Origin of the sequence: Pseudomonas graminis (genome assembly GCF_013201545.1) — a bacterium.
GTDB lineage: Bacteria > Pseudomonadota > Gammaproteobacteria > Pseudomonadales > Pseudomonadaceae > Aquipseudomonas.
Genome location: NZ_CP053746.1, coordinates 2,027,232 through 2,047,912 on the forward strand (window position 1 = coordinate 2,027,232; position 20,681 = coordinate 2,047,912).

Sequence of the window (20,681 nt, forward strand, 5' to 3'; positions counted from 1 at the left end):
CAGCGGCAAATGGGCAGGTGGAGTCGGCACAGAGAAATCCTTGTTATGGCGTTATTCAGGCGAGAGAGGTTACAGCGTTCACGCTAACCATTAACACGTGGGCCGACAAGCGCCTCGCAGTTTACCGGCCGTATAAACGTCTGTATATGTATAGACAATTTCAAGCAAGGGGGTGCCGATTCATGTCCGTTTTCTTTGCCGAACGCGCGTTACTGCCCACCGGCTGGGCCACTGACGTACGTTTCGAGGTCAGCGCCGACGGCTTGCTGAGCCAGGTTCAGGCCAACGCCGAGCGCGGTGATGCCGAGTTGCTCAACGGGCCGGTCGTGCCGGGCATGCCCAATCTGCATTCCCACGCTTTTCAGCGCGCCATGGCCGGTCTTGCGGAAGTGGCCGGCAATCCCAATGACAGTTTCTGGACCTGGCGGGACCTGATGTATCGCCTCGTCGGGCAGATCAGTCCGCAGCAGCTTGGCGTCATCGCGCGGCAGCTGTACATCGAAATGCTCAAGGGCGGCTTCACCTCGGTCGCCGAATTTCACTACGTCCATCAGGACACCACCGGCAAGCCTTACGCCGACCCTGCCGAACTCGCGCTGCAGGTCAGTCAGGCGGCAAGTTCGGTTGGCATCGGCATGACTCTGCTGCCGGTGCTCTACAGCCACTCCGGCTTTGGCGGTCTGACCCCGAACGAAGGGCAGCGCCGGTTTATCAACAGCACCGACAGTTACCTGGATTTGCAGTCCCGTCTGAAGCCGATCATCGGTAAGCAGCCGGCTCAGGCCCTGGGGCTTTGCTTTCACTCGTTGCGCGCCGTGACCCCACAACAGATCAGCGACGTGACAGCCGCCAGCGACCCCCAATGCCCGATCCACATTCATATCGCCGAGCAGCAGAAGGAAGTCGATGACTGCCTGAGCTGGAGCGGTCGCAGGCCGTTGCAGTGGCTGTATGAAAACGTCGAGGTCGATGGGCGCTGGTGCCTGGTGCATGCGACCCATGCCGAGCCGGACGAAGTGGCGTTGATGGCGAGCAGTCGTGCGATCGCCGGGCTGTGCCTGACCACCGAAGCCAACCTGGGCGACGGGATCTTCCCGGCGGTGGATTACATCGCCCAGGGCGGGCGCTGGGGGATCGGCTCTGACAGCCATGTGTCACTGAGTGTGGTCGAAGAGTTGCGCTGGCTCGAGTATGGCCAGCGTCTGCGCGATCAGCGGCGCAATCGCCTGTACCGGCCTGATCAACCGATGGTCGGCCGCACGCTGTATGACGCGGCGCTGGTGGGCGGTGCTCAAGCGATGGGGCAACCGGTGGGTGCGCTGGAAGTGGGCAAACGGGCGGACTGGCTGGTGCTGGACGGCAACGATCCGTATCTGGCAACGGCGTCCGGTGATGCCATTCTCAATCGCTGGCTGTTCGCCGGGAGTGATCGCCAGATCAAGGACGTGATGGTCAATGGCCGCTGGGTGATCCGCGACGGCCACCATAACGACGAAGCGCAGACCAGCCGCGCGTTTGCTCAGGTGCTGAGGGAATTGCTGGGCTGATGCGTCTGCAGTGAATGGATATTAGTTTCGCGAGCAAGGTGAAGCATCACCTTGCTCGCGAAGGGTCAATCCGCCTTACCCACCTTCGAATCCGCCACCCGCCAGATCAGCTTGGTGGTGTCGTAACCCTGTTGCTGCGCTTTCATCAGCATGTCGTTACGCACTGAGTCCGGCACTTGAGGGGTGCGCGACAGCAGCCACAGGAACTTGCGGTTCGGGCTGCCAACCAGCGCCACTTTGTAGTCGGGGCTCACGTACAGCACCCAGTAGTCGCCCTTCGCCACACCCGGGAAGAGGTTCGAGAACCAGTTATCGAACACGACCCACAACTTGTCGGTCTTGCCCTTGATTTGCGGCGAAGCCGTCCCGGTTGCTTCCTCCCACTTGCCCTCAATGGTGCGGCAGCGGTTGGTGACGGCAATATTCCCGTCATCCTTCAGCGTGTAGTGCGCTTCGGACTGCGCGCAGTTGCGCTGGAAGAACATCGGCAGCCGCGCCACCTCGTACCACGTGCCCTGGTAGCGCTTGAGGTCGACATGATCGACCGTCTTCGGCGCCATGGATTCAGTTTCAGGGTTCGTCGCACAGGCGCTGATCCACAATGCTGCCAGCGCCACAGCGCCGATCTTCAATGCCTGACGAATGCTCATTCAAGACCCTGCCCGGAAAACAGCACAACCTTGTCGGCGGCGTACTGGACGCTGATGAACGTCTTCGCATCGCCCCACGTGCAGCTGGACATGCCCAAGGCGCCGGAGCATTCGGTCGGGCTGCCGAGCAGCTGCTCGACCTGCGCCTTCGACATGCCAGCGGAGATTTTCGAGTAGTTTTCTTGGGTGACCTTGCTGCAGGCCGCCAGCAAGACGCAGAACGACAACACCGCGAGAGTGCGCAAAGACATGAGATGAAGCTCCTGAATCCAATGGGGGAGGCAGCGACGCAGCGCCCGGCGATAGCCGCACAGCGCCGACCTGATGCCGCAAGTTTAGAAGAGAAAAGGCGAGGACTGGTTCCGAGGGGCATAGATTTATCCATCGGGCGTGCCGCTCCACCAGACAAACAGCCTCACGGTATGAACCAAATTCAGACTAAAATCGGTTTTTTGGCAGGGGAGTCGGACAGATGAAATTCTCATCGCAAGTCAAACCGATCAGTTATTTGAAAAGTCACACTGCGGAAATCGTAAAAAACATCTCAGAAAGCAGGGAGCCTATGCTGATCACCCAAAATGGTGAGGCAAAGCTTGTGGTGATGGACGTCAAGTCCTACGAAGAGCAAATGGAAACTTTCGCACTGCTGAAAATATTGGCGTTAGGAAGCAGGGAAATCGAGAAGGGCGAGTATGAAAGCGTTGAAGATGTTTTTGATGAGCTAGAAAGGATTGGCAAGGAATGAGTTTGAAGGTCGTCATTCTCAACTCCGCAAAGCAGGATTTGAAAGAGCTCCGCAGTTATGTATTGGCCAGATTCTCTGACTCAGTATGGTCAGATACCTCGATGCAGCTAAAGAAAGCGATGCAGCTGCTGGCCGTTGCCCCATACGCAGGGGCCGTCCCTGAAGAAATCGAGATGCTGAACCTGAATGAATATCGCCAGGTTGTGTCCGGTAAAAACCGCATTATTTATGAGATCAGGCAGGAGCTTGTATTTATTCACGCAATAATTGATGTGCGCCGAGATATGGTCTCGCAGCTGACGAAGCGCCTGCTACACATCAGTCATTAACGTTTTATCGCGGTTCTTTGGTCATGGCTGTTGCGAGATCTGGAATTCAGACTGCGAAATGACATAAATCCGCCAACAAGGGTGATGGCCGCCAAAGGCGGCCATTCAGAACCTTATTCCTTGTGATACGCCGTTGCGCGTTCCACTTCTTCTTTCGAACCCAGGAAGACAGCGACACGCTGGTGCAGGCCTTCGGGCTGGATGTCGAGGATGCGCTGATGGCCGTCGGTCGACGCGCCGCCGGCTTGCTCAACCAGGAACGACATCGGGTTGGCTTCGTACATCAGGCGCAGCTTGCCCGGCTTGGAAGGTTCGCGGGAATCGCGCGGGTACATGAACAGGCCGCCACGGGTCAGGATGCGGTGGACGTCGGCGACCATCGCCGCGACCCAGCGCATGTTGTAGTTCTTCTTCAGCGGGCCGTCTTCGCCGGCCAGCAGCTCTTCGACGTAGCGCTTGACCGGGGCTTCCCAGTGACGCTGATTGGACATGTTGACGGCGAATTCCTGAGTGGACTCCGGGATCTGGATGTCTTCGTGGCTGAGGACGAAGCTGCCCATTTCGCGGTCCAGGGTGAAGCCTTTGACGCCGTCACCCAGGGTCAGCACCAACATGGTCTGCGGGCCGTAGATGGCGTAACCGGCGGCGACTTGCTGGGTGCCTGGCTGCAGAAATGCCTTCTCGTTCAGTGCTTCGTTCTGGCTCAGGTACTCGTTCGGGCAACGCAGCACCGAGAAGATCGTGCCGACCGGGGCGTTGATGTCGATGTTGGACGAACCGTCCAGTGGGTCGAACACAAGCAGGTAAGCGCCTTTCGGGTATTTGCCGGGGATCTGGTAGGCGTTGTCCATTTCTTCGGACGCCATGCCGGCCAGGTGACCGCCCCATTCGTTGGCTTCGAGCAGAATCTCGTTGGACATCACGTCCAGTTTCTTCTGCACTTCACCCTGCACGTTTTCGGTGCCCATGCTGCCGAGTACGCCGCCCAGGGCGCCTTTGGATACCGCGTGGCTGATCTCCTTGCACGCACGCGCCACCACTTCAATCAGAAAGCGCAGATCGGCAGGGGTGTTGTTGGTGCGGGTCTGCTCGATCAGATAACGACTCAAGGTAACGCGGGACATGGAGAGCTCCGAAATGGGGGATAAAAACGCGCACAGTCTAGCGTGAGCGGAGATTTAATACTGCCTGTCAGACCGGTTAGGTAGTGATTCAGTTCACGGGCTACATCCTAGTGGGACCGGCTTTAGCCGGGAAGAGGCCAGTGTGAACACCACAAATCTTGCAGCGTGACGACCGACGCCTTCCCGGCTGAAGCCGGTCCCACAAGGGATCGCCATACCCAGTCGCATCGGTTGTACGTTAAGCGTAACGCGATCGGGGTGACGAATTGGCTTGCATCGTCTGCAATTTTTTCGATCCCGGATCGATTCAGCGTCATCACCCCGACACCTATTCTTTGGCGCCTGAGCAGGCGCGTTGTTTTGCGCGTTATTTGCTACGAGACCCGCGCAGCGTGCCAAGCGCCATCCATGCCAGAAAAACCACCCCGATTATCAGCACGGCCCACAGACCGATGCGCTTCAGGTCAGGCATGGCCTCCACGGGCGCAGCCGCAGCAACTGGCGCGACCGGTGTGGAGGCCATGGACGCGCTGCCAAGTGCTGCCAGCTTCTCGGGGCTGACGCCGGGAATCAGCGTCGCCAGCGGCAGCGCCGCGCTTTTCACCTTGGCATTGCCAACTGCCAGGCTGTAAGGCGGCGCGCCCCGTCCGAGAAACACCAGTTGTGTGGCGCGCACGGCAAAACTCAGCGCTGGCGCGTCCTTGCCCAGGCCGCCGCCACGGTCATCGACCTCAAGTTTCAGCTGCTGCACGACATTGCCGGGCAGCTCCATTTCGTCCTGCACAACGTCCTGACCGTTCTGGCTGAGCCGATAAAGCAGGCCGTTGTCGATCATCTGCCATGGCGCGTTGCTGTCACTACGCCCATACAGCGTGGCGGGCGCGAGGCTGTTGGGCTGCGCAATGTTGATCCGCATGCGTTCCAGTGGCAGAGCCACCGGCAGTTGCCACACATACACGCCAGGTTTTTCGACGCGACCATTGATGGCCGGTGACCAGCTCAACGGCAGCACGCCGGGTTGCGTGCTGATCAGTTGCACGGCGTTCAGCGTCGGCGCGGACAGTGGCGATTTCCACAGCAGACGCAGATAGCGAGCGCTGCGTCCCGGCAGATTGACGACGCGCTGCTCAACCAGCTCTTCAGCAAATGACAGCCTCGCCACCTGACCCTCGCCCCAGCGCTGCCAATGCTGGAGGTCGTCGCTGGCCTCGATGCTGAACCGCTGAAAACCGTCGCGCTCGCTGCTCCAGTCCAGAATCAGTTGATCCAGCGGCGCGTCGATCGCGCTGGTGTCGAGCAGCCAGCCGCGCAGAATCTCTTCGCCCGCCTCAATCTCGCCCTGGGGCTGAACCTCCACCAGCGTGCCGTTGGGCGTGCGTTCGACGCGGATTTTCGGCTCGGCGTCTTTGGCGCCATCGCTGTTGTAGAGCGGGAACCACTTCACCGACACCGGACTGGCGTCGGCCGCACGCTGGGGCGGGCTTTGGGTGATTGCGTAGGGTTGGGCCTGGCCGTCTGCATTGAAAACACGCACGTCGTTGAGAGTGCTTTGGCGCGCGTTCAACTGCACGCCGAGGGGCAATTCCAGCCGATACCAAGGCCCTTCACCGGTGACGGTCAGCGGCGCATGGGTGGTGAAATCATCCGGCAGATCCTCGGCCTGACTGAGCGTTGCCGCGCACAGTAGCGAGCCCAGCAACGGGGTGAGCAGGGCGGCCTTGACGATGAACTGACGACTCAACTGAACACTCCTTACGCGCTTCATTTCGATGCCCTGTCCGCAACATCCGCATCGGTCAAACCCTTGTCTCGGGCCGGATGCCGGGGCGGCAGGGGGGCGAAATATCCCACCACCAGCAACAGAACGCCAACGCCGATAAAGGAAATGATTCGCTCCAGACCGCCACGATTGCTCAGCTCGACGAAGAACAGTTTGGCGACGACGACCCCGATCAACGCGGCGCCGGCAATCCACAGGTCCCGGCGGGCGCGCAGGTGGCCGCCGATCATCAGTGCCAGGGCCATCAGCGTCCAGACGATGGAAAGCCCGGCCTGCACACGCATCGATTCGAACAGCGCGTCGGGGTACCAGGCCACGCCGAGCCAGTGATGGGCCGTGCGCAGGACCATGGCAGTGATCAGTGCAAACAGCGATGCGCCGGCAATGACCAGCGCCGTTTTCTGAGCACGCCCCTCGCTGACGCCCAATTGCGGGAGGTGCTGGCGGGTCCAGCTGACGATGCCGGTCAGCGTGATCAGCAAGCCCAGTTCCAGCGGGTTCAGCAGCGGAAGATAGGGCAGGGGATCGGCAGCGCCTTCGCTGAACCCGTTTGCCAGCCAGAACCAGCCGAGCATCAATGCCGCCAGCGGCGCGGCAGCCCAGACACGGTACTCGCGCGGGTACGCGTTGACCGGCCAGCGCCATGTGCGAGATGCGGTCATCGCCAGTAAGTACAGGCTCGGCAGCAACGCCCAGCCTAGCCAGCGCCAGGCGTTATAAGACTCCGACAGCACCAGCAATCCATAACGAAGCTGCAACGAAAGCACGCCGATGATCAGCCAGCAGCCGATGACGTGGGCCGTACTACGCAAGCGCGGAAGCAGCGTGTTGTCGAGCCGCTTCAAGGACCACAGGTGAGTCGCAAACACCGCGATCCAGCCCAGCCAGCCCCAATCGGCGGCAGGGTTGTAGTAGGAACTGAAACTCATCAGCGCCAGCAACACCCCGCTCATCGGCGTCAGCAGCGTGGACAGCTGAGCAATTCCGGTCCAGGTCAGGCGCAGTGCTGCCATGGTCCATAGCCCAGCGCTAACGGCGCCCAGCACCAGCAACGTCGAGAACACGTTCGGGCCTGCTACGTAGTCAGTCATGATGAACAGCGCTACGGACCACCAAAGCGTTCCCCACATCAGCAACGCAGGTTGCAATACACGCTTGCTTAGCGACAGACGTAAAGTCCCGATGCGCTCCACGGAGAACGCGCTGACCAGACCAGCGAGTGCGATGATCAAGGGGGTCCAGAAATCCCCCTGATTGAACGTCGGCACATACCAGCGACCGACCACGCCCAGGAACGCGACCCCGGCGCCCAGTTGCAGCAGCAAGCCAAAACCCCGCGCCAGCAAGCGGTTCTGGCGCATGCCGAGCCAGAACACGGCCGCGCCTTCGACGGCCCAGGCCACCGTCGTCCATTGCGCGCTCAGGCCAAGGGGAATCGCCAGGGTGCCGAACACAACGCCCAGTGACAGGCACGTTTCGACCAGCAGCAATGCCCGACCCGGTGCGCGCCCGGTCAGAAGCCGAGCGATGCCCATGTACAGCAAGCCAAGCGCCAGTGCGCTCAACGCAGCGCCGAATTCAATGTGTCGAACGAGGGCGTATTGCAGGCCGAAACCGACGATAGGCGTGCCGAACAACAGGCTGCCATCGACGTAGTGGGTCTGGCGTGCGGACCAGCGCAGGGTGGCTTCCCGGCTGTCGTCGTCGGGCCCGGCGGCGTGTTCTTGCAGCTTGCGTCGGGCGAACAACAGGCCGATGGCCAGGTACATCAGGAAGAACAGAATCAGGAACGGCTCGGTACTCCAGAACAGCTCGGGCGTGTAAGCGTCCATGCCCCAGGCGAAACCGATCCCGAACGTGCCGATGAAGCCGATCAGGTTAAGCGGACGCCAGGCCTTGAACCACGCGATGGCGAAGATGCCTGCGTTGAGCAGGGCGAAATAACTGAACAGCGCGACGTGGCTGCCCTCGCCGGAGGACGTCAGCAGCGGTGCGGCAAATCCACCCAGCGCCGCGACGCAGGCGAGGGCCAGGGAATTTTGCGTGACGGCAAGGATGGCCGAAAACACGGTGACCGCGACCAGCAGACTGAACGCCATCCCCGGCGCCAGCAGGGTGTGGACTTTCATGGCGGCGAACACGGTCAGGTACAGCACCGCGACGCCGGTCCCCTGCAGCATTAGCGCGAAGGATTCATTGCGTTGCCGTAGCCACCAACCCAGACCCAGCAGCGCCAACGCTGCCAAAGCGACGCCGGCATAGCGGGCCTCGATCGGAACGACCATGCCCTCGGTGGCGTAGCGCAGCAGAAACGCCAGACCGAGAAACAGCAACACCACGCCGACCCGGAGCACGGTGTTGCCACCCAGCAGCCAGTTCTGGGCGCGGAGCAAGGCGCTGTCGAACAGATTGGGCTGGGCGGAAGCGGGCGCAGAAGCGGGCTCATAACTCGGGGCTGCAGGGGCTGGCGGCTGCTGAGGCCGACGCCATTCCGAATCGCTGACATCCGAGGCCGCGGGCTCGAGGTCCGGAAGGTCCCACAGCAGTTCCGGGCCGTCGTCTGCGATGGGCTGAACATTCAACGGCGCCGACACGGGCGCATCCGGCAATTGTGCGGCGGCGGAGTCCAACTGGCTGAGGCGTTGCTGGACGGCGTTGAGATCCAGCCGGGTCTTGGCAAGTTCGGCTTTCTGCGCGGCCGTTTCGCGTGACAACGCAGTCAGCCGGAGGCTCAAGCCCGCGGCCAGGCCGACAACCGCACCGACAGCACCGCCCAACAGCGACTCATCGAGAAGCGCCCCGATTACCAGACCGGCCAGCAGAAGAATCCATTGCACGCGACGACCTCCCTTTTCGGCCGATTAACGGCGATGGCGAAAAGTATATCGGGCGTCAGGAAAGGGGAAACATTTTGTGTCGGGGAGGGGGGCAGTGGACAACATGCAAATGAGAACTGTGGAGTGAGATCTGGATGGACTCGGGATCTCGGCCACGCTGGTGAACTTGTGGGAGTGAGCTTGCTCACGAAAAGGTCGGTACATCCGCCAGATCATCAGCGGCTGAACTGCCTTATTCGCGAGCAAGCTCGCTCCCACAGGATTTGTACTTGCTGCGAGAGCGAGCGGTCACATGAAGGTGATCGTCTCCGCTGAGGCGATCACCCTACGCGTCCTTAATCCAGCGCGTTCCAGATTTCGGTCGCGTACTCGCGGATGGTCCGGTCCGAGGAGAACCAGCCCATGCGTGCGGTGTTGAGCACCGCAGAGCGCCACCACTCTTTCGAATCGTGCCAGCGCGCTTCGACCTTCGCCTGGGCGTGCCAGTACGACTCGAAGTCAGCGCAGACGAAGAAGCGGTCGTAGTTGATCAACTGATCGATCAACCCGGCATAGCGATACGGATCATCCGGTGAGAACACCCCGCCCCGAATCGCTTGCAGCACGTCATTCAAACGCCCGGACGCGGCGATGTCCTGATGCGCGTTGAACTCACCGGCATGTTTGCGCGCTTCGACTTCCTGCGCGGTCATGCCGAAGATGAACATGTGCTCCAGGCCGACCTGCTCGCTCATCTCCACGTTGGCGCCGTCGAGTGTGCCGATGGTCAGTGCGCCGTTGAGGCCGAACTTCATGTTGCTGGTGCCGGACGCTTCCAGACCCGCCGTGGAAATCTGCTCCGAGAGATCCGCCGCCGGAATGATGCTTTCCGCCAGGCTGACGTTGTAGTTGGGCATGAACACCACTTTCAAACGGCCGCGCAACGTCGGGTCGTTGTTGACCGTGCGTGCGATGTCGTTGGTCAGCTTGATGATCAGCTTGGCGGAGTGATAACTGGCCGCCGCCTTGCCGCCGAAGATCTTCACGCGCGGCACCCAATCAGTGCTCGGGTCGGCACGCATGGCCTGATACAGCGCCACGGTGTGGAACAGGTTCAGCAGCTGACGCTTGTATTCGTGGATGCGTTTGACCTGTACGTCGAACATCGCCTCAGGATTGATCACGATGCCCATGCGGTCCTGAATGATCGTGGCCAGGGCCTGTTTGCTCTGCAGGCGTTGAGCAGCGAATTCCTGCTGGAATCGTGCGTCGTCGGCCAGCGGCTCCAGTTTCAGCAGCGCGGTCTCGTGGTTGTCGAGCACTTGCTCGCCCAACTCGTTGACCAGCATAGACGTCAGTTGCGGGTTGGACTGGAACAGCCAGCGGCGGAAGGTGATGCCGTTGGTTTTGTTGTTGATGCGGTCCGGGTGCAGCTTGTGCAGATGGGCGAAAACGGTTTTGCGCATCAGTTGCGTGTGCAGCGCGGACACGCCGTTCACGCTGTGGGAACCGAGAAACGCAAGGTTGCCCATGCGCACGCGACGGCCGTTGTCTTCCTCGATCAGCGAGACGGCGCGCAGCAGGTCGAACAGTGCAGGGTCGTCTTTGAAGTCCTGGCGAACCTTGTCGATGTGCTGGGCGTTGATCATGTAAATGATCTGCATGTGGCGCGGCAACATGCGCTCCATCAGGCCGACGGACCAGGTTTCCAGCGCTTCAGGCAGCAGCGTGTGGTTGGTGTACGCCAGGGTGCCGACGGTGATGCGCCAGGCCTCGTCCCATTCCACGTCATGCAGGTCGATCAGAACGCGCATCAGCTCCGCCACGGCGATCGACGGGTGCGTGTCGTTCATCTGGATGGCCACGTGTTCCGGCAGGCTGCTGATGCTGTAGCCCATGTTCTTGTGGCGGCGCAGCAAATCCTGCAGCGACGCCGAAACGAAGAAGAATTCCTGGCGCAGGCGCAGTTCCTGGCCGGCTTCGGTACTGTCGTTCGGGTAAAGCACGCGAGAGATACTTTCTGCCCGCACCACTTCCGCCACCGCACCCACGTGGTCACCGGCGTTGAAGCGTTCCAGGTGCAGGTCTTCCACCGCACGGGCACGCCACAGGCGCAGCGTGTTGACCGCTTTGCCACGCCAGCCTACGACCGGGGTGTCGTAAGCAATCGCGCGGACGGTTTCACCTGCGGTCCAGACCTGGCGGGTTTCGCCCGAGGCATCCAGAACCGGCGCGCCGGCTGCATCCAGCAGAGGCTGCACGCTGCCGCCGAAACCGATCTGGTAAATCACTTCCGGACGTTCGAATTCCCACGGGTTACCGAAGTCTAGCCAGTTTTCGGTCTGCTCCTGCTGCCAGCCATCGACGATGGCCTGACGGAAGAGACCGTGTTCGTAACGAATGCCATAGCCGTGACCGGCAATCCCAAGGGTCGACATACTTTCCATGAAGCACGCGGCCAGACGACCGAGGCCGCCGTTGCCCAATGCAGCATCAGGCTCCAGCGAGCGAATCTGCTCCAGGTCGACGTTCAGGCCCTTCAACGCTTCCCGCGCGGTTTCGAGAATGCCCAGGTTGCTCAGGCTGTCGAACATCAGGCGGCCGATCAAGAACTCGAGTGAGAGGTAATAGACGCGCTTCTTTTCCTGCCGGTAGACGTAGCGCGTGTGGTTCATCCAGCGCTCGGCCATTTTGTCGCGCGTCGCCAGGGCGATTGCCATGAACCAGTCATGATCGAAGGCATGGTCGGGGTCTTTACCGACGGCATACTCGAGTTTGTTCAGCACAGCTTCTCGGAAGGCTGCCACTTCAGCGTCACGAACGTTGGGTTCCGGAGACATCGGGTACGACCTCAAGTTGGTTTGACGATTAAATGGGTGGGTTGACTGTAGGGCGTGTCATTGGTTATTTCCTCCCGATCGGATGAAAAATACGCAGTTGCACGACCCTCGGTTCGACTCGAACAAGCTACCTTCGGTTCGCCGTCATTGCACATCGGCGACGAATCTCTGGCGCTTTCCCCAGATGTGAAGACGGCTTGCATTGATCGTTCCACTCTTGCTGATGCGCCAGCTGGTGCAGGGCAAAGTTGGGCCCATGCGCACGAAACAGGCGACAACAGTTGGCCCGAATCAGGCAAGCATGTTCATTCGCCGATTCGGGTTTATGATGCCCCACGGCAGATAGATCGCAGCCCCTGAACCGGACTTTTGGAGCACCTATGCAGACTTTGTACCCGCAGATCAAACCTTACGCCCGGCACGATCTGGCGGTGGAAGAGCCGCATGTGCTGTATGTCGATGAAAGCGGCTCGCCAGACGGCCTGCCCGTCATCTTCATCCACGGCGGGCCGGGTTCGGGATGCGATGCACAGAGCCGCCGCTATTTCGATCCGAATCTCTATCGCATCATCACCTTCGATCAGCGCGGTTGCGGCCGCTCCATCCCCCACGCCAGTCTGGAAAACAACACCACCTGGCATCTGGTCGATGACTTGGAACGCATCCGCACCCACCTGGGCATCGATAAATGGGTCGTGTTCGGTGGCTCGTGGGGTTCGACACTTTCCCTGGCCTACGCGCAGAAGCACCCTGATCGAGTTCATGCACTGATTTTGCGCGGCATCTTTCTCAGCCGGCCCCAGGACATCAAGTGGTTTTATCAGGAAGGCGCCAGCCGCCTGTTCCCGGATTACTGGCAGGACTACATGGCGCCGATTCCGCCGGACGAGCGCCACGACGTGCTCGGCGCGTTCCACAAGCGCCTCACCGGCAGCGACCAGATCGCCCAAATGCACGCCGCCAAGGCATGGTCGACGTGGGAAGGGCGCACCGCCACATTGCGTCCGAATCCGCAGGTGGTCGACCGTTTCACCGAGCCCCATCGCGCCCTGTCCATTGCGCGCATCGAATGCCACTACTTCACCAACGGCGCGTTCCTTGAAGAAAACCAGCTGATTCGAGACATGCCGAAAATCGCCCATCTGCCGGGCATCATCGTGCACGGCCGCTACGACATGATCTGCACCCTGGACAATGCCTGGGAGCTGCATCAGGCGTGGCCGAACAGTGAGCTGCAGGTTATCCGCGACGCGGGTCACTCGGCGTCCGAGCCGGGTATCACCGACGCATTGGTGCGCGCAGCATCAGAAGTGGCGCGCCGTTTGCTGGATCTGCCACCGGAAGAGGCATAAATGAAAGCGTTGCTTCAGCGCGTTTCCCAGGCGCGCGTTGACGTTGCCGGCGAAACCATTGGCGCGATCGATCAAGGATTAATGGTCCTGATTGGCATCGAGCCTCAAGACACGCCGGCCAGCGCCGACAAGATGTTGCACAAGCTGCTTAACTACCGGGTGTTCAGTGACGCCGACGGCAAGATGAATCTTTCGTTAACCGACGTTAATGGCGGGTTACTGCTGGTCTCACAGTTCACACTGGCGGCAGACACTAAAAGCGGGATGCGGCCAAGCTTTTCAAAAGCAGCACCCCCGGCTCTCGGCGCCGAGCTGTTTGGCTATCTGGTAACAAAGGCCAAGACGTCTCACGCGACAGTGGAAACGGGCCAGTTTGGTGCGGATATGCAGGTGCACCTGATCAATGATGGCCCCGTGACATTTTTACTTGAGACCTGAATAGCCTGGTCCGATTGATGGCCCCGGATTTACGCGCTCCAAACGCAATAAATAGTTTGCGTCCCCTGATGCGTTGTAACGCGAGCTACTGGATAATCGCGCGCTACAAGGACGGGCCAAAGCCCGTCAAATCGGTAAAACGCAGACTGCTCCGGCACCGCTTGGGGAATCATTGGCCCTTTTTGGAGTCGGAACAGTGCTCGCCAACCCGGCATTTGAAAGCTGGCCGTTGGTTTCTTCATCTGTTTTCGGCGAGGGTTGCTCGTGATTGTTAGTCCATGTAATGCACCAAAGAACCCGGGCGGACGCTTGCGCAGCGCGCTGCTGGCAGGGTCGGCTTTGTTTTGTCTGTTCGGCGCCAGTCAGCTGTGGGCGTTCGATCTCGACGACGTGGCGACAAAGGCCAAAGATCTGGCCGGACAGAAATTCACCGCGCCGAAGAGCAATCTTCCGGCCGAATTCCGCGACATGAAGTTCGCGGATTATCAAAAGATCCGCTTCCTGCAAGACAAAGCCGAATGGGCCAATGACAAGACCCCGTTCAAGGTGTCGTTCTACCACCAGGGCATGCACTTCGACACCCCGGTCAAAATCAACGAAGTCACCGCCAACTCCGTCAACGAGATCAAGTACGACCCGAGTCGTTTCGATTTCGGCGACGTGAAGTTCGATCCCAAGTCGACCGAGAACCTGGGCTACGCCGGTTTCCGCGTCACTTACCCGATCAACAAAGATGACAAACAAGACGAAATCATGACCATGCTGGGCGCGAGCTACTTCCGCGTCATCGGTAAAGGTCAGGTTTATGGTCTGTCTGCGCGCGGGATGGCGATCGACACGGCCATGCCCTCGGGTGAGGAATTCCCTCGCTTCACCGAATTCTGGATCGAGAAGCCAAGCGCGGATGACAATCATCTGGTCATCTTCGCTTTGCTTGACTCACCTCGTGCCACCGGCGCGTACAAGCTGACCCTGCGTCCGGGCACCAACACACTGGTCGATGTCCAGTCGCGCATGTACCTGCGTGACAAGGTCGGCAAGCTCGGCGTAGCGCCGCTGACCAGCATGTTCCTGTTCGGTGCCAATCAGCCGTCTAAAGTCCTCAACTACCGTCGCGAGCTGCACGACTCCAGCGGTCTGTCTATCCAGGCAGCCAATGGCGAGTGGATCTGGCGTCCGCTGAACAACCCTAAACACCTTGCCGTGAGCAGCTTCTCGGTCGAGAACCCGCGCGGTTTCGGTCTTCTGCAGCGTGGCCGCAACTTCAGCCATTACGAAGACCTGGATGACCGCTACGACAAGCGTCCAAGCGCCTGGATCGAGCCGAAGGGCGATTGGGGCAAGGGCACTGTTGATCTGGTAGAGATCCCGACGGCTGACGAAACCAACGACAACATCGTTGCGTTCTGGAAGCCGGAAACCCAGCCAGAGCCGGGTCAGCCGATCGACTTCAACTATCGTCTGCACTGGACCATGGATGAAGACGCTATTCACTCGCCTGATCTGGGTTGGGTCAAGCAGACACTGCGCTCCACCGGTGACGTGAAGCAATCCAACCTGATTCGTCAGCCGGACGGCAGCGTTGCCTACCTCGTCGACTTCGTTGGTCCGAATCTGGCCAAGCTGGGCGAAGATCCTTCGATCCGCAGTCAGGTCATCACCGATGACAATACCGATCTGGTCGAAAACAACCTGCGTTACAACCCGGTGACCAAAGGCTGGCGTCTGACGCTGCGTCTGAAGGTCAAGGATCCGGGCAAGTCGGTTGAAATGCGTGCCTACCTGCTGCGCGAAACCCCTGCCGAACCGGGCAAGGAGCCAGCGGTGATCACCGCTGACAAGTCGGACAAGAAGCCGGCTGCCAAGGCTGACGCCAAAGCTGTTGTTGCCGCGGCACCAGTCGTTGCTGCACCGAAGGACGAGAAAGCCGAAATCGTCAAAACCGACGCCTTGAAGGCCGGTGATGCGAAAGACATGAAGGACGCCAAAGGTCCTAAAGCCGACAGTAAGGACGCTGCCAAGCCTGCTGACGCCGCCAAGGTAGCCGAAGCCAAGTCGGACGAGGCCTACAAGCCTGAAGCCGCGCTGGGCGACGCCGCCAAGGCCAACAAAGGCGCCAAAGACACCCCGCAGCCAGCGGTCCAGGCTGCACCCACCCAACAGGGGCCGGACATGATTCAACAAATCCTGACCGAAACCTGGAGCTACCAGTTGCCAGCCGATGAGTAATTCACACGCGGTGCCAGAGCCTTTGAATGAGTCTCTCAGCGAGTACCTCGCGCATCTGCCCATGACCGACGCGCAGCGGGCAGAACTTGCCAGCTGCACGTCGTTCGCTGAGCTGCATGAGCGCCTTTCCGCGCAAACCGTCGCTGATTCCGCCGAGGCCTCCCAGGCCTCGGTGGGTCGTCGCCTGACCCTGACGACCGCCGATGAACTGCACGAAGCCGAGATGCTGAGTGTGGACGCCAGTGGCCGCGTTGTCCTGAAAGCGACGCCGCCGATTCGTCGTACCAAAGTCGTGCCGGAACCGTGGCGGACCAACATCCTGCACCGCGGCTGGCGCCGACTGACCGGCAAGACCAATCCGCCGCCGCCCAAGGATGATCTGCCACGTGATCTGCCGAAGGCGCGCTGGCGCACTGTGGGTTCGATCCGTCGCTACATCTTGCTGGTCCTCATGCTCGGCCAGACCATCGTTGCCGGCTTCTACATGAAGGGCATCCTGCCGTATCAAGGCTGGTCGCTGGTTTCATTCGACGAAATCAGTCATCAGACCCTGTGGCAGACCGCTGTTCAGGTCATGCCGTATGCGCTGCAGACCAGCATCCTTCTGTTGTTCGGGATTCTCTTCTGCTGGGTATCGGCCGGTTTCTGGACCGCGCTGATGGGCTTCCTCGAACTGCTCACTGGCCGCGACAAGTACCGTATTTCCGGTGCCAGTGCGGGCAATGAGCCAATCGAGGCCGGTGCGCGCACTGCATTGGTCATGCCGATCTGCAACGAAGACGTGCCTCGCGTATTCGCGGGTTTGCGAGCGACGTTCGAATCGGTTAAAGCCACGGGCGATCTGGATCGTTTCGACTTTTTCATCCTCAGTGACTCCAACGAAACCGACATCTGCGTGGCCGAGCAGCAAGCTTGGCTGGACGTGTGCCGTGAAACCGGCGGTTTCGGCAAGATCTTCTATCGTCGTCGCCGCCGTCGCGTTAAGCGCAAGAGCGGTAACCTCGATGACTTCTGCCGTCGCTGGGGCGGTGAATACCGCTACATGGTCGTCCTGGACGCTGACTCGGTGATGAGCGGCGAATGTTTGACCAGCCTCGTGCGTCTGATGGAAGCGACGCCGGACGCCGGCATCATCCAGACCGCGCCACGTGCGTCGGGCATGGACACGTTGTACGCGCGCATGCAGCAGTTCGCGACTCGCGTGTACGGCCCGCTGTTCACGGCCGGCCTGCACTTCTGGCAGTTGGGTGAATCCCATTACTGGGGTCACAACGCGATCATCCGCATGAAGCCATTCATTGAGCACTGCGCCCTGGCGCCGCTGCCCGGGAAGGGTGCGTTTGCCGGTGCGATTCTGTCCCACGACTTCGTTGAAGCTGCGCTCATGCGCCGTGCCGGCTGGGGCGTGTGGATTGCCTACGATCTGCCGGGCAGCTACGAAGAGCTGCCGCCGAACCTGCTGGATGAACTCAAGCGTGACCGTCGCTGGTGCCACGGTAACCTGATGAACTTCCGTCTGTTCCTGGTAAAAGGCATGCACCCGGTGCACCGTGCGGTGTTCCTGACCGGCGTGATGTCGTACCTGTCGGCGCCGTTGTGGTTCTTCTTCCTCGTGTTGTCCACAGCGCTACTGGCAGTGAACACGCTGATGGAGCCGACCTACTTCATGGAACCGCGTCAGCTGTATCCGTTGTGGCCACAGTGGCACCCGGAAAAAGCCGTTGCGCTGTTCTCCACGACGGTCGTGCTGTTGTTCCTGCCGAAGTTGCTCAGCGTGATTCTGATCTGGGCCAAGGGCGCGACCGGCTTTGGTGGTCGTATCAAGGTCACCCTGTCCATGCTGCTGGAAATGCTGTTTTCCATGCTGCTGGCGCCAGTGCGCATGATCTTCCACACCCGCTTTGTACTGGCTGCGTTCCTGGGCTGGGCAGCGACGTGGAACTCGCCGCAGCGTGATGATGACTCGACGCCGTGGAGCGAAGCGGTCAAGCGCCACGGGCCGCAGACGCTGCTGGGCTTTTGCTGGGCGTTGCTGGTGGCTTGGCTGAACCCAAGCTTCCTGTGGTGGCTGGTGCCGATCGTGGGTTCGTTGATGCTGTCGATCCCGGTCTCGGTGATTTCCAGCCGCACGAATCTGGGTCTGAAGGCGCGCGACAACAAACTGTTCCTGATTCCGGAAGAGCACACGCCGCCGCAAGAGCTGGTGTCGACTGATCAGTACACCCACGAAAACCGCTGGCACGCCCTGAACGACGGCTTTGTTCGCGCCGTGGTTGATCCACAGCAGAACGCCTTGGCCTGCGCGCTGGCGACCTCTCGCCATCGCGACGCCGAGCCGATCGAGTGGATGCGTGTCGAGCGTGTGCGTCATGCGATCAAGGGAGGCCCTGAGCTTCTGAACAACCACGAGCGCCTGCAGTTGCTGAGCGATCCGGTTGCGCTGGCTCGGTTGCACGAGCTGGTCTGGAGCGAAGGCAACTCCGCCTGGCTGAATGCCTGGCGCGCTTCGGTGGAAGCCGACCCCCATGCGCCGCTGCTGCCACTGCAGCCAGCGACCCATGTGAACGACGCGACCCTCGTCAACGCCTGATCCGCCCGCTAAACAAAACGCCGCCGAAGAGTGATCTCCGGCGGCATTTTTGTTTGGGCAATCTGTGTTGGCGCTTCCCCTGTAGGACTGGCTTTAGCCGGGAAGGGGCCAGTGCGTGCGCTATTAATTCTGCGGTGTGAGTTCAGACACATTCACGGCTAAAGCCAGTCCTACAACTCGACGTCGCAGTGCGTTTCGGATCAACTCACCCGAAACTTCCCGACCATCTCCTGCAGCTGCACCCCAAGCCGCGCCAGTTCGATGCTTGAGGCGGCGGTCTCTTCACTGGATGCCGCGGTTTGCTCGGACACATCCCGCACGTTCAGCACGCTGCGGTTGATCTGCTCGGCCACGCTGCTCTGTTCCTCACCCGCTGCAGCAATCTGCTGGTTCATCGTCTGAATCGTCGACACCGTGCTTGTGATGTGTCCCAGCGCATTGCCAGCCTGGCGACTCAACTCGACGCTGCTGTCCGTCAGGGTTCGGCTGGCATCGAGCGTCATCACCACTTGCTGCGTGCCGCTCTGCAGTGCTGCGATGAGCACCTCGATTTCTTCGGTGGATTCCTGGGTGCGCTGAGCCAGGCCGCGAACCTCGTCGGCGACGACCGCAAACCCGCGTCCCGCTTCGCCTGCGCGGGCGGCTTCGATCGCGGCGTTCAAGGCGAGCAGATTGGTCTGCTGCGACACCGACTTGATGACGTCGAGCACCCCGCCGATCTTGTCGCTCTCCAGCTTCAGTTTGCCCATGGCTTCGGTTGAGTTATTGACCTCCACCGCGAGGCGCTCGATCTGCGCGATGGCGTCGTTGACCACCTTGTCGCCGTCCCGCGCCTGCTGATCGGCGTGGCGCGCTGCCTCACTGGCTTCTTCGGCATTTCGGGCCACTTCCATGACGGTCGAGGTCATCTGGTTCATCGCCGTGGCGACGCAGTCGGTTTCGTCTTTCTGGCTGTTAACGCCCACGCTGGTCTGCTCGGTAACGGCCGACAACTGTTCTGCCGCACTGGCAATCTGGGTGACGCCGTCGCTGATGCCGCTGATGAGCTGGCGCAGGCTCAGGGTCATCTCCTGCATGCTGCGCTGGAGCATGCCCATTTCGTCGCGACGGCCGATTTCCAGGTCCTGACTCAGATCACCTTTGGCGATGCGCGCAGCGGCACTCAAGGTCAACCGCAGGGGCGCGATGATCTGCTGGGTGATCAACCAGGCCGCGAGCAGGCCGAGCAGCATTGCCAGCCCGGCCACGCCGCTGAGTGTCTGCCGCGATTGGGTGGCTTCGGCATCACGCCGCTGGCCTTGCAGCGCAGTGATCTCGCCGGTCGAAGTGAGCAAGCTCTCGCCCAGCGCCTCCATGGACTCCTGAGCGGCTTCAACCTTGACCTGGAGGTCCTTGAATTGCCCCATGTGCTCGCGGTACTTGAGCAGCGTCTTACGGGCATTGAGCAATTCACTGACATTGCCATCGGCCTGATCGCTGGCAATCTGCTCGACCTCTTTCAATGCTTCGTCGATGGCAGTAATGGCCGCGACTTCGTAGGACTCTTTACCGCTGAACACGTACGCCTGGACTTCGTAACGGGCATTTTGCACCTGCCCGCGCAATTGCTGGATGTTGGTGAACTCCCCGAGGCGTTCGCTGCTGTCCTGCTCCTGACTAACGGCTTTCAGGACCTCGCTTTCCACCAGGCCAATGGACTTGATCGCCTCTTCAGAAAGAAGGGCAAGTTGCGCGCGGGAATCTGCCCGTGCGCTCAACAGCTTCGCCAGATCGGCGAACGTGGCTTCGAGCGCTCTGACAGTGTCGCTCTGCCCATTGAGCAACTTGAGGATGTCGGCAGGAGGCGCGTCGGCGCGCAGCACCACCAGATGCGCTTCGATCTCGTTGATGCGGTCGACGACACGCGAGGCGCTGTCCGCGGTGTTTTCGACCCGAAAGACGATGCGCTCGGCGCGCAGGTCCTTGGTCATCGCATTAAGCTGAGCGATGGAGGTCAATGACTCCGAGCGTTCGATCATGGTGTCGAGCCCATGCCATCCGGTCAGCGTAATGGCCAGGGTCAGAAGCAGAACCAGGCCGAAGCCCAGCGAGAGTTTGAGTTTGACGCTGGTATTGGCCAGCGCCCGATTGATGCCTTGCAGCATGATGCGTCTCCTGCGGATGAGCGATAAACGCGCATCGGCAGGGGAAGCGGAGGCGTGACCTGATCAGGTCGTAGGAGATTTCCGAGGGGCGGAAAGG

General features: G+C 60.5%; 14 protein-coding genes and 1 pseudogene. 7 read left to right on the forward strand and 8 right to left on the reverse strand.

The window, feature by feature from the left end:
- Nucleotides 1–182: 182 nt before the first annotated feature.
- The gene (locus tag FX982_RS09270) at nucleotides 183–1,547 is read left to right on the forward strand and encodes a formimidoylglutamate deiminase (protein WP_172610421.1); all 1,365 of its coding nucleotides are present in this window, start codon (nucleotides 183–185) and stop codon (nucleotides 1,545–1,547) included.
- 65 nt (nucleotides 1,548–1,612) lie between these two features.
- Here FX982_RS09270 and FX982_RS09275 read toward each other — a convergent pair whose 3' ends face one another.
- Both FX982_RS09275 and bamE read right to left on the reverse strand, forming a co-directional pair.
- Entirely contained in the window at nucleotides 1,613–2,107 is a 495-nt protein-coding gene (locus tag FX982_RS09275; protein WP_254074918.1) for a lipocalin family protein, read from the reverse strand.
- Nucleotides 2,108–2,193: 86 nt separating this feature from the next.
- Nucleotides 2,194–2,448, reverse strand: coding sequence for an outer membrane protein assembly factor BamE domain-containing protein (gene bamE, locus FX982_RS09280; RefSeq protein WP_172610423.1), 255 nt, complete (start codon nucleotides 2,446–2,448; stop codon nucleotides 2,194–2,196).
- Nucleotides 2,449–2,669: 221 nt separating this feature from the next.
- On the opposite strand from bamE, the gene FX982_RS09285 reads away from it, so the two are divergent.
- Together FX982_RS09285 and FX982_RS09290 are read left to right on the forward strand one after the other, a co-directional pair.
- On the forward strand, nucleotides 2,670–2,942 hold the full coding sequence (locus FX982_RS09285; RefSeq protein WP_065986686.1) for a type II toxin-antitoxin system Phd/YefM family antitoxin: 273 nt from the start codon (nucleotides 2,670–2,672) through the stop codon (nucleotides 2,940–2,942).
- On the forward strand, nucleotides 2,939–3,271 hold the full coding sequence (locus FX982_RS09290) for a type II toxin-antitoxin system RelE/ParE family toxin (protein ID WP_122533959.1): 333 nt from the start codon (nucleotides 2,939–2,941) through the stop codon (nucleotides 3,269–3,271). The genes FX982_RS09285 and FX982_RS09290 overlap by 4 nt, the downstream gene beginning before the upstream one ends.
- Nucleotides 3,272–3,384: 113 nt before the next feature.
- Here the strand turns inward: FX982_RS09290 and FX982_RS09295 are convergent, their stop codons facing one another.
- The 4 genes from FX982_RS09295 to FX982_RS09310 all read right to left on the reverse strand — a co-directional run bounded on the left by FX982_RS09295 (nucleotide 3,385) and on the right by FX982_RS09310 (nucleotide 11,831).
- Nucleotides 3,385–4,395, reverse strand: a complete 1,011-nt coding sequence (locus FX982_RS09295; protein ID WP_037016107.1) for a class 1 fructose-bisphosphatase — start codon at nucleotides 4,393–4,395, stop codon at nucleotides 3,385–3,387.
- A gap of 367 nt (nucleotides 4,396–4,762) precedes the next feature.
- Nucleotides 4,763–6,160: a DUF3999 domain-containing protein gene (locus FX982_RS09300; protein WP_172610424.1), complete on the reverse strand. Its 1,398-nt coding sequence runs from the start codon at nucleotides 6,158–6,160 to the stop codon at nucleotides 4,763–4,765.
- Nucleotides 6,157–9,012 carry a DUF2339 domain-containing protein gene (locus tag FX982_RS09305; protein WP_172610425.1) on the reverse strand — a complete coding sequence of 952 codons (2,856 nt, stop codon included), beginning with the start codon at nucleotides 9,010–9,012 and terminating at the stop codon, nucleotides 6,157–6,159. The genes FX982_RS09300 and FX982_RS09305 overlap by 4 nt, the downstream gene beginning before the upstream one ends.
- Nucleotides 9,013–9,347: 335 nt before the next feature.
- Nucleotides 9,348–11,831, reverse strand: coding sequence for a glycogen/starch/alpha-glucan phosphorylase (locus FX982_RS09310; RefSeq protein WP_172610426.1), 2,484 nt, complete (start codon nucleotides 11,829–11,831; stop codon nucleotides 9,348–9,350).
- Between the two features lie 380 nt (nucleotides 11,832–12,211).
- Between FX982_RS09310 and pip the strand changes: the two genes are divergently transcribed.
- The 4 genes from pip (at nucleotide 12,212) to mdoH (ending at nucleotide 18,440) form a co-directional block, all read left to right on the forward strand.
- Entirely contained in the window at nucleotides 12,212–13,183 is a 972-nt protein-coding gene (gene pip / locus FX982_RS09315) for a prolyl aminopeptidase (protein WP_122533954.1), read from the forward strand.
- Nucleotides 13,184–13,621, forward strand: coding sequence for a D-aminoacyl-tRNA deacylase (dtd, locus tag FX982_RS09320; protein WP_172610427.1), 438 nt, complete (start codon nucleotides 13,184–13,186; stop codon nucleotides 13,619–13,621).
- 264 nt (nucleotides 13,622–13,885) lie between these two features.
- Entirely contained in the window at nucleotides 13,886–15,850 is a 1,965-nt protein-coding gene (locus FX982_RS09325; protein ID WP_216843211.1) for a glucan biosynthesis protein G, read from the forward strand.
- Nucleotides 15,843–18,440: a glucans biosynthesis glucosyltransferase MdoH gene (gene mdoH / locus FX982_RS09330; RefSeq protein WP_172610429.1), complete on the forward strand. Its 2,598-nt coding sequence runs from the start codon at nucleotides 15,843–15,845 to the stop codon at nucleotides 18,438–18,440. The genes FX982_RS09325 and mdoH overlap by 8 nt, the downstream gene beginning before the upstream one ends.
- 200 nt (nucleotides 18,441–18,640) lie before the next feature.
- Here the strand turns inward: mdoH and FX982_RS24750 are convergent, their stop codons facing one another.
- On the reverse strand, nucleotides 18,641–19,537 hold the full coding sequence (locus tag FX982_RS24750) for a methyl-accepting chemotaxis protein (RefSeq protein ID WP_438826319.1): 897 nt from the start codon (nucleotides 19,535–19,537) through the stop codon (nucleotides 18,641–18,643).
- 9 nt (nucleotides 19,538–19,546) lie between these two features.
- A pseudogene (locus FX982_RS24755) lies at nucleotides 19,547–20,584 on the reverse strand (methyl-accepting chemotaxis protein); the annotation flags it as partial.
- Between the last annotated feature and the right edge of the window lie 97 nt (nucleotides 20,585–20,681).

What these genes read in the sequence shown, in the direction of transcription:
- mdoH (WP_172610429.1), top strand. Translation starts at nt 15,843, where the DNA reads ATGAGTAATTCACACGCGGTGCCAGAGCCTTTGAATGAGTCTCTCAGC.
- FX982_RS09270 (WP_172610421.1), top strand. Translation starts at nt 183, where the DNA reads ATGTCCGTTTTCTTTGCCGAACGCGCGTTACTGCCCACCGGCTGGGCC.
- FX982_RS09275 (WP_254074918.1), bottom strand. Translation starts at nt 2,107, where the DNA reads ATGGCGCCGAAGACGGTCGATCATGTCGACCTCAAGCGCTACCAGGGC.
- FX982_RS09300 (WP_172610424.1), bottom strand. Translation starts at nt 6,160, where the DNA reads ATGAAGCGCGTAAGGAGTGTTCAGTTGAGTCGTCAGTTCATCGTCAAG.
- dtd (WP_172610427.1), top strand. Translation starts at nt 13,184, where the DNA reads ATGAAAGCGTTGCTTCAGCGCGTTTCCCAGGCGCGCGTTGACGTTGCC.
- FX982_RS09290 (WP_122533959.1), top strand. Translation starts at nt 2,939, where the DNA reads ATGAGTTTGAAGGTCGTCATTCTCAACTCCGCAAAGCAGGATTTGAAA.
- FX982_RS09310 (WP_172610426.1), bottom strand. Translation starts at nt 11,831, where the DNA reads ATGTCTCCGGAACCCAACGTTCGTGACGCTGAAGTGGCAGCCTTCCGA.
- FX982_RS09295 (WP_037016107.1), bottom strand. Translation starts at nt 4,395, where the DNA reads ATGTCCCGCGTTACCTTGAGTCGTTATCTGATCGAGCAGACCCGCACC.
- FX982_RS24750 (WP_438826319.1), bottom strand. Translation starts at nt 19,537, where the DNA reads ATGGGCATGCTCCAGCGCAGCATGCAGGAGATGACCCTGAGCCTGCGC.
- FX982_RS09285 (WP_065986686.1), top strand. Translation starts at nt 2,670, where the DNA reads ATGAAATTCTCATCGCAAGTCAAACCGATCAGTTATTTGAAAAGTCAC.
- pip (WP_122533954.1), top strand. Translation starts at nt 12,212, where the DNA reads ATGCAGACTTTGTACCCGCAGATCAAACCTTACGCCCGGCACGATCTG.
- bamE (WP_172610423.1), bottom strand. Translation starts at nt 2,448, where the DNA reads ATGTCTTTGCGCACTCTCGCGGTGTTGTCGTTCTGCGTCTTGCTGGCG.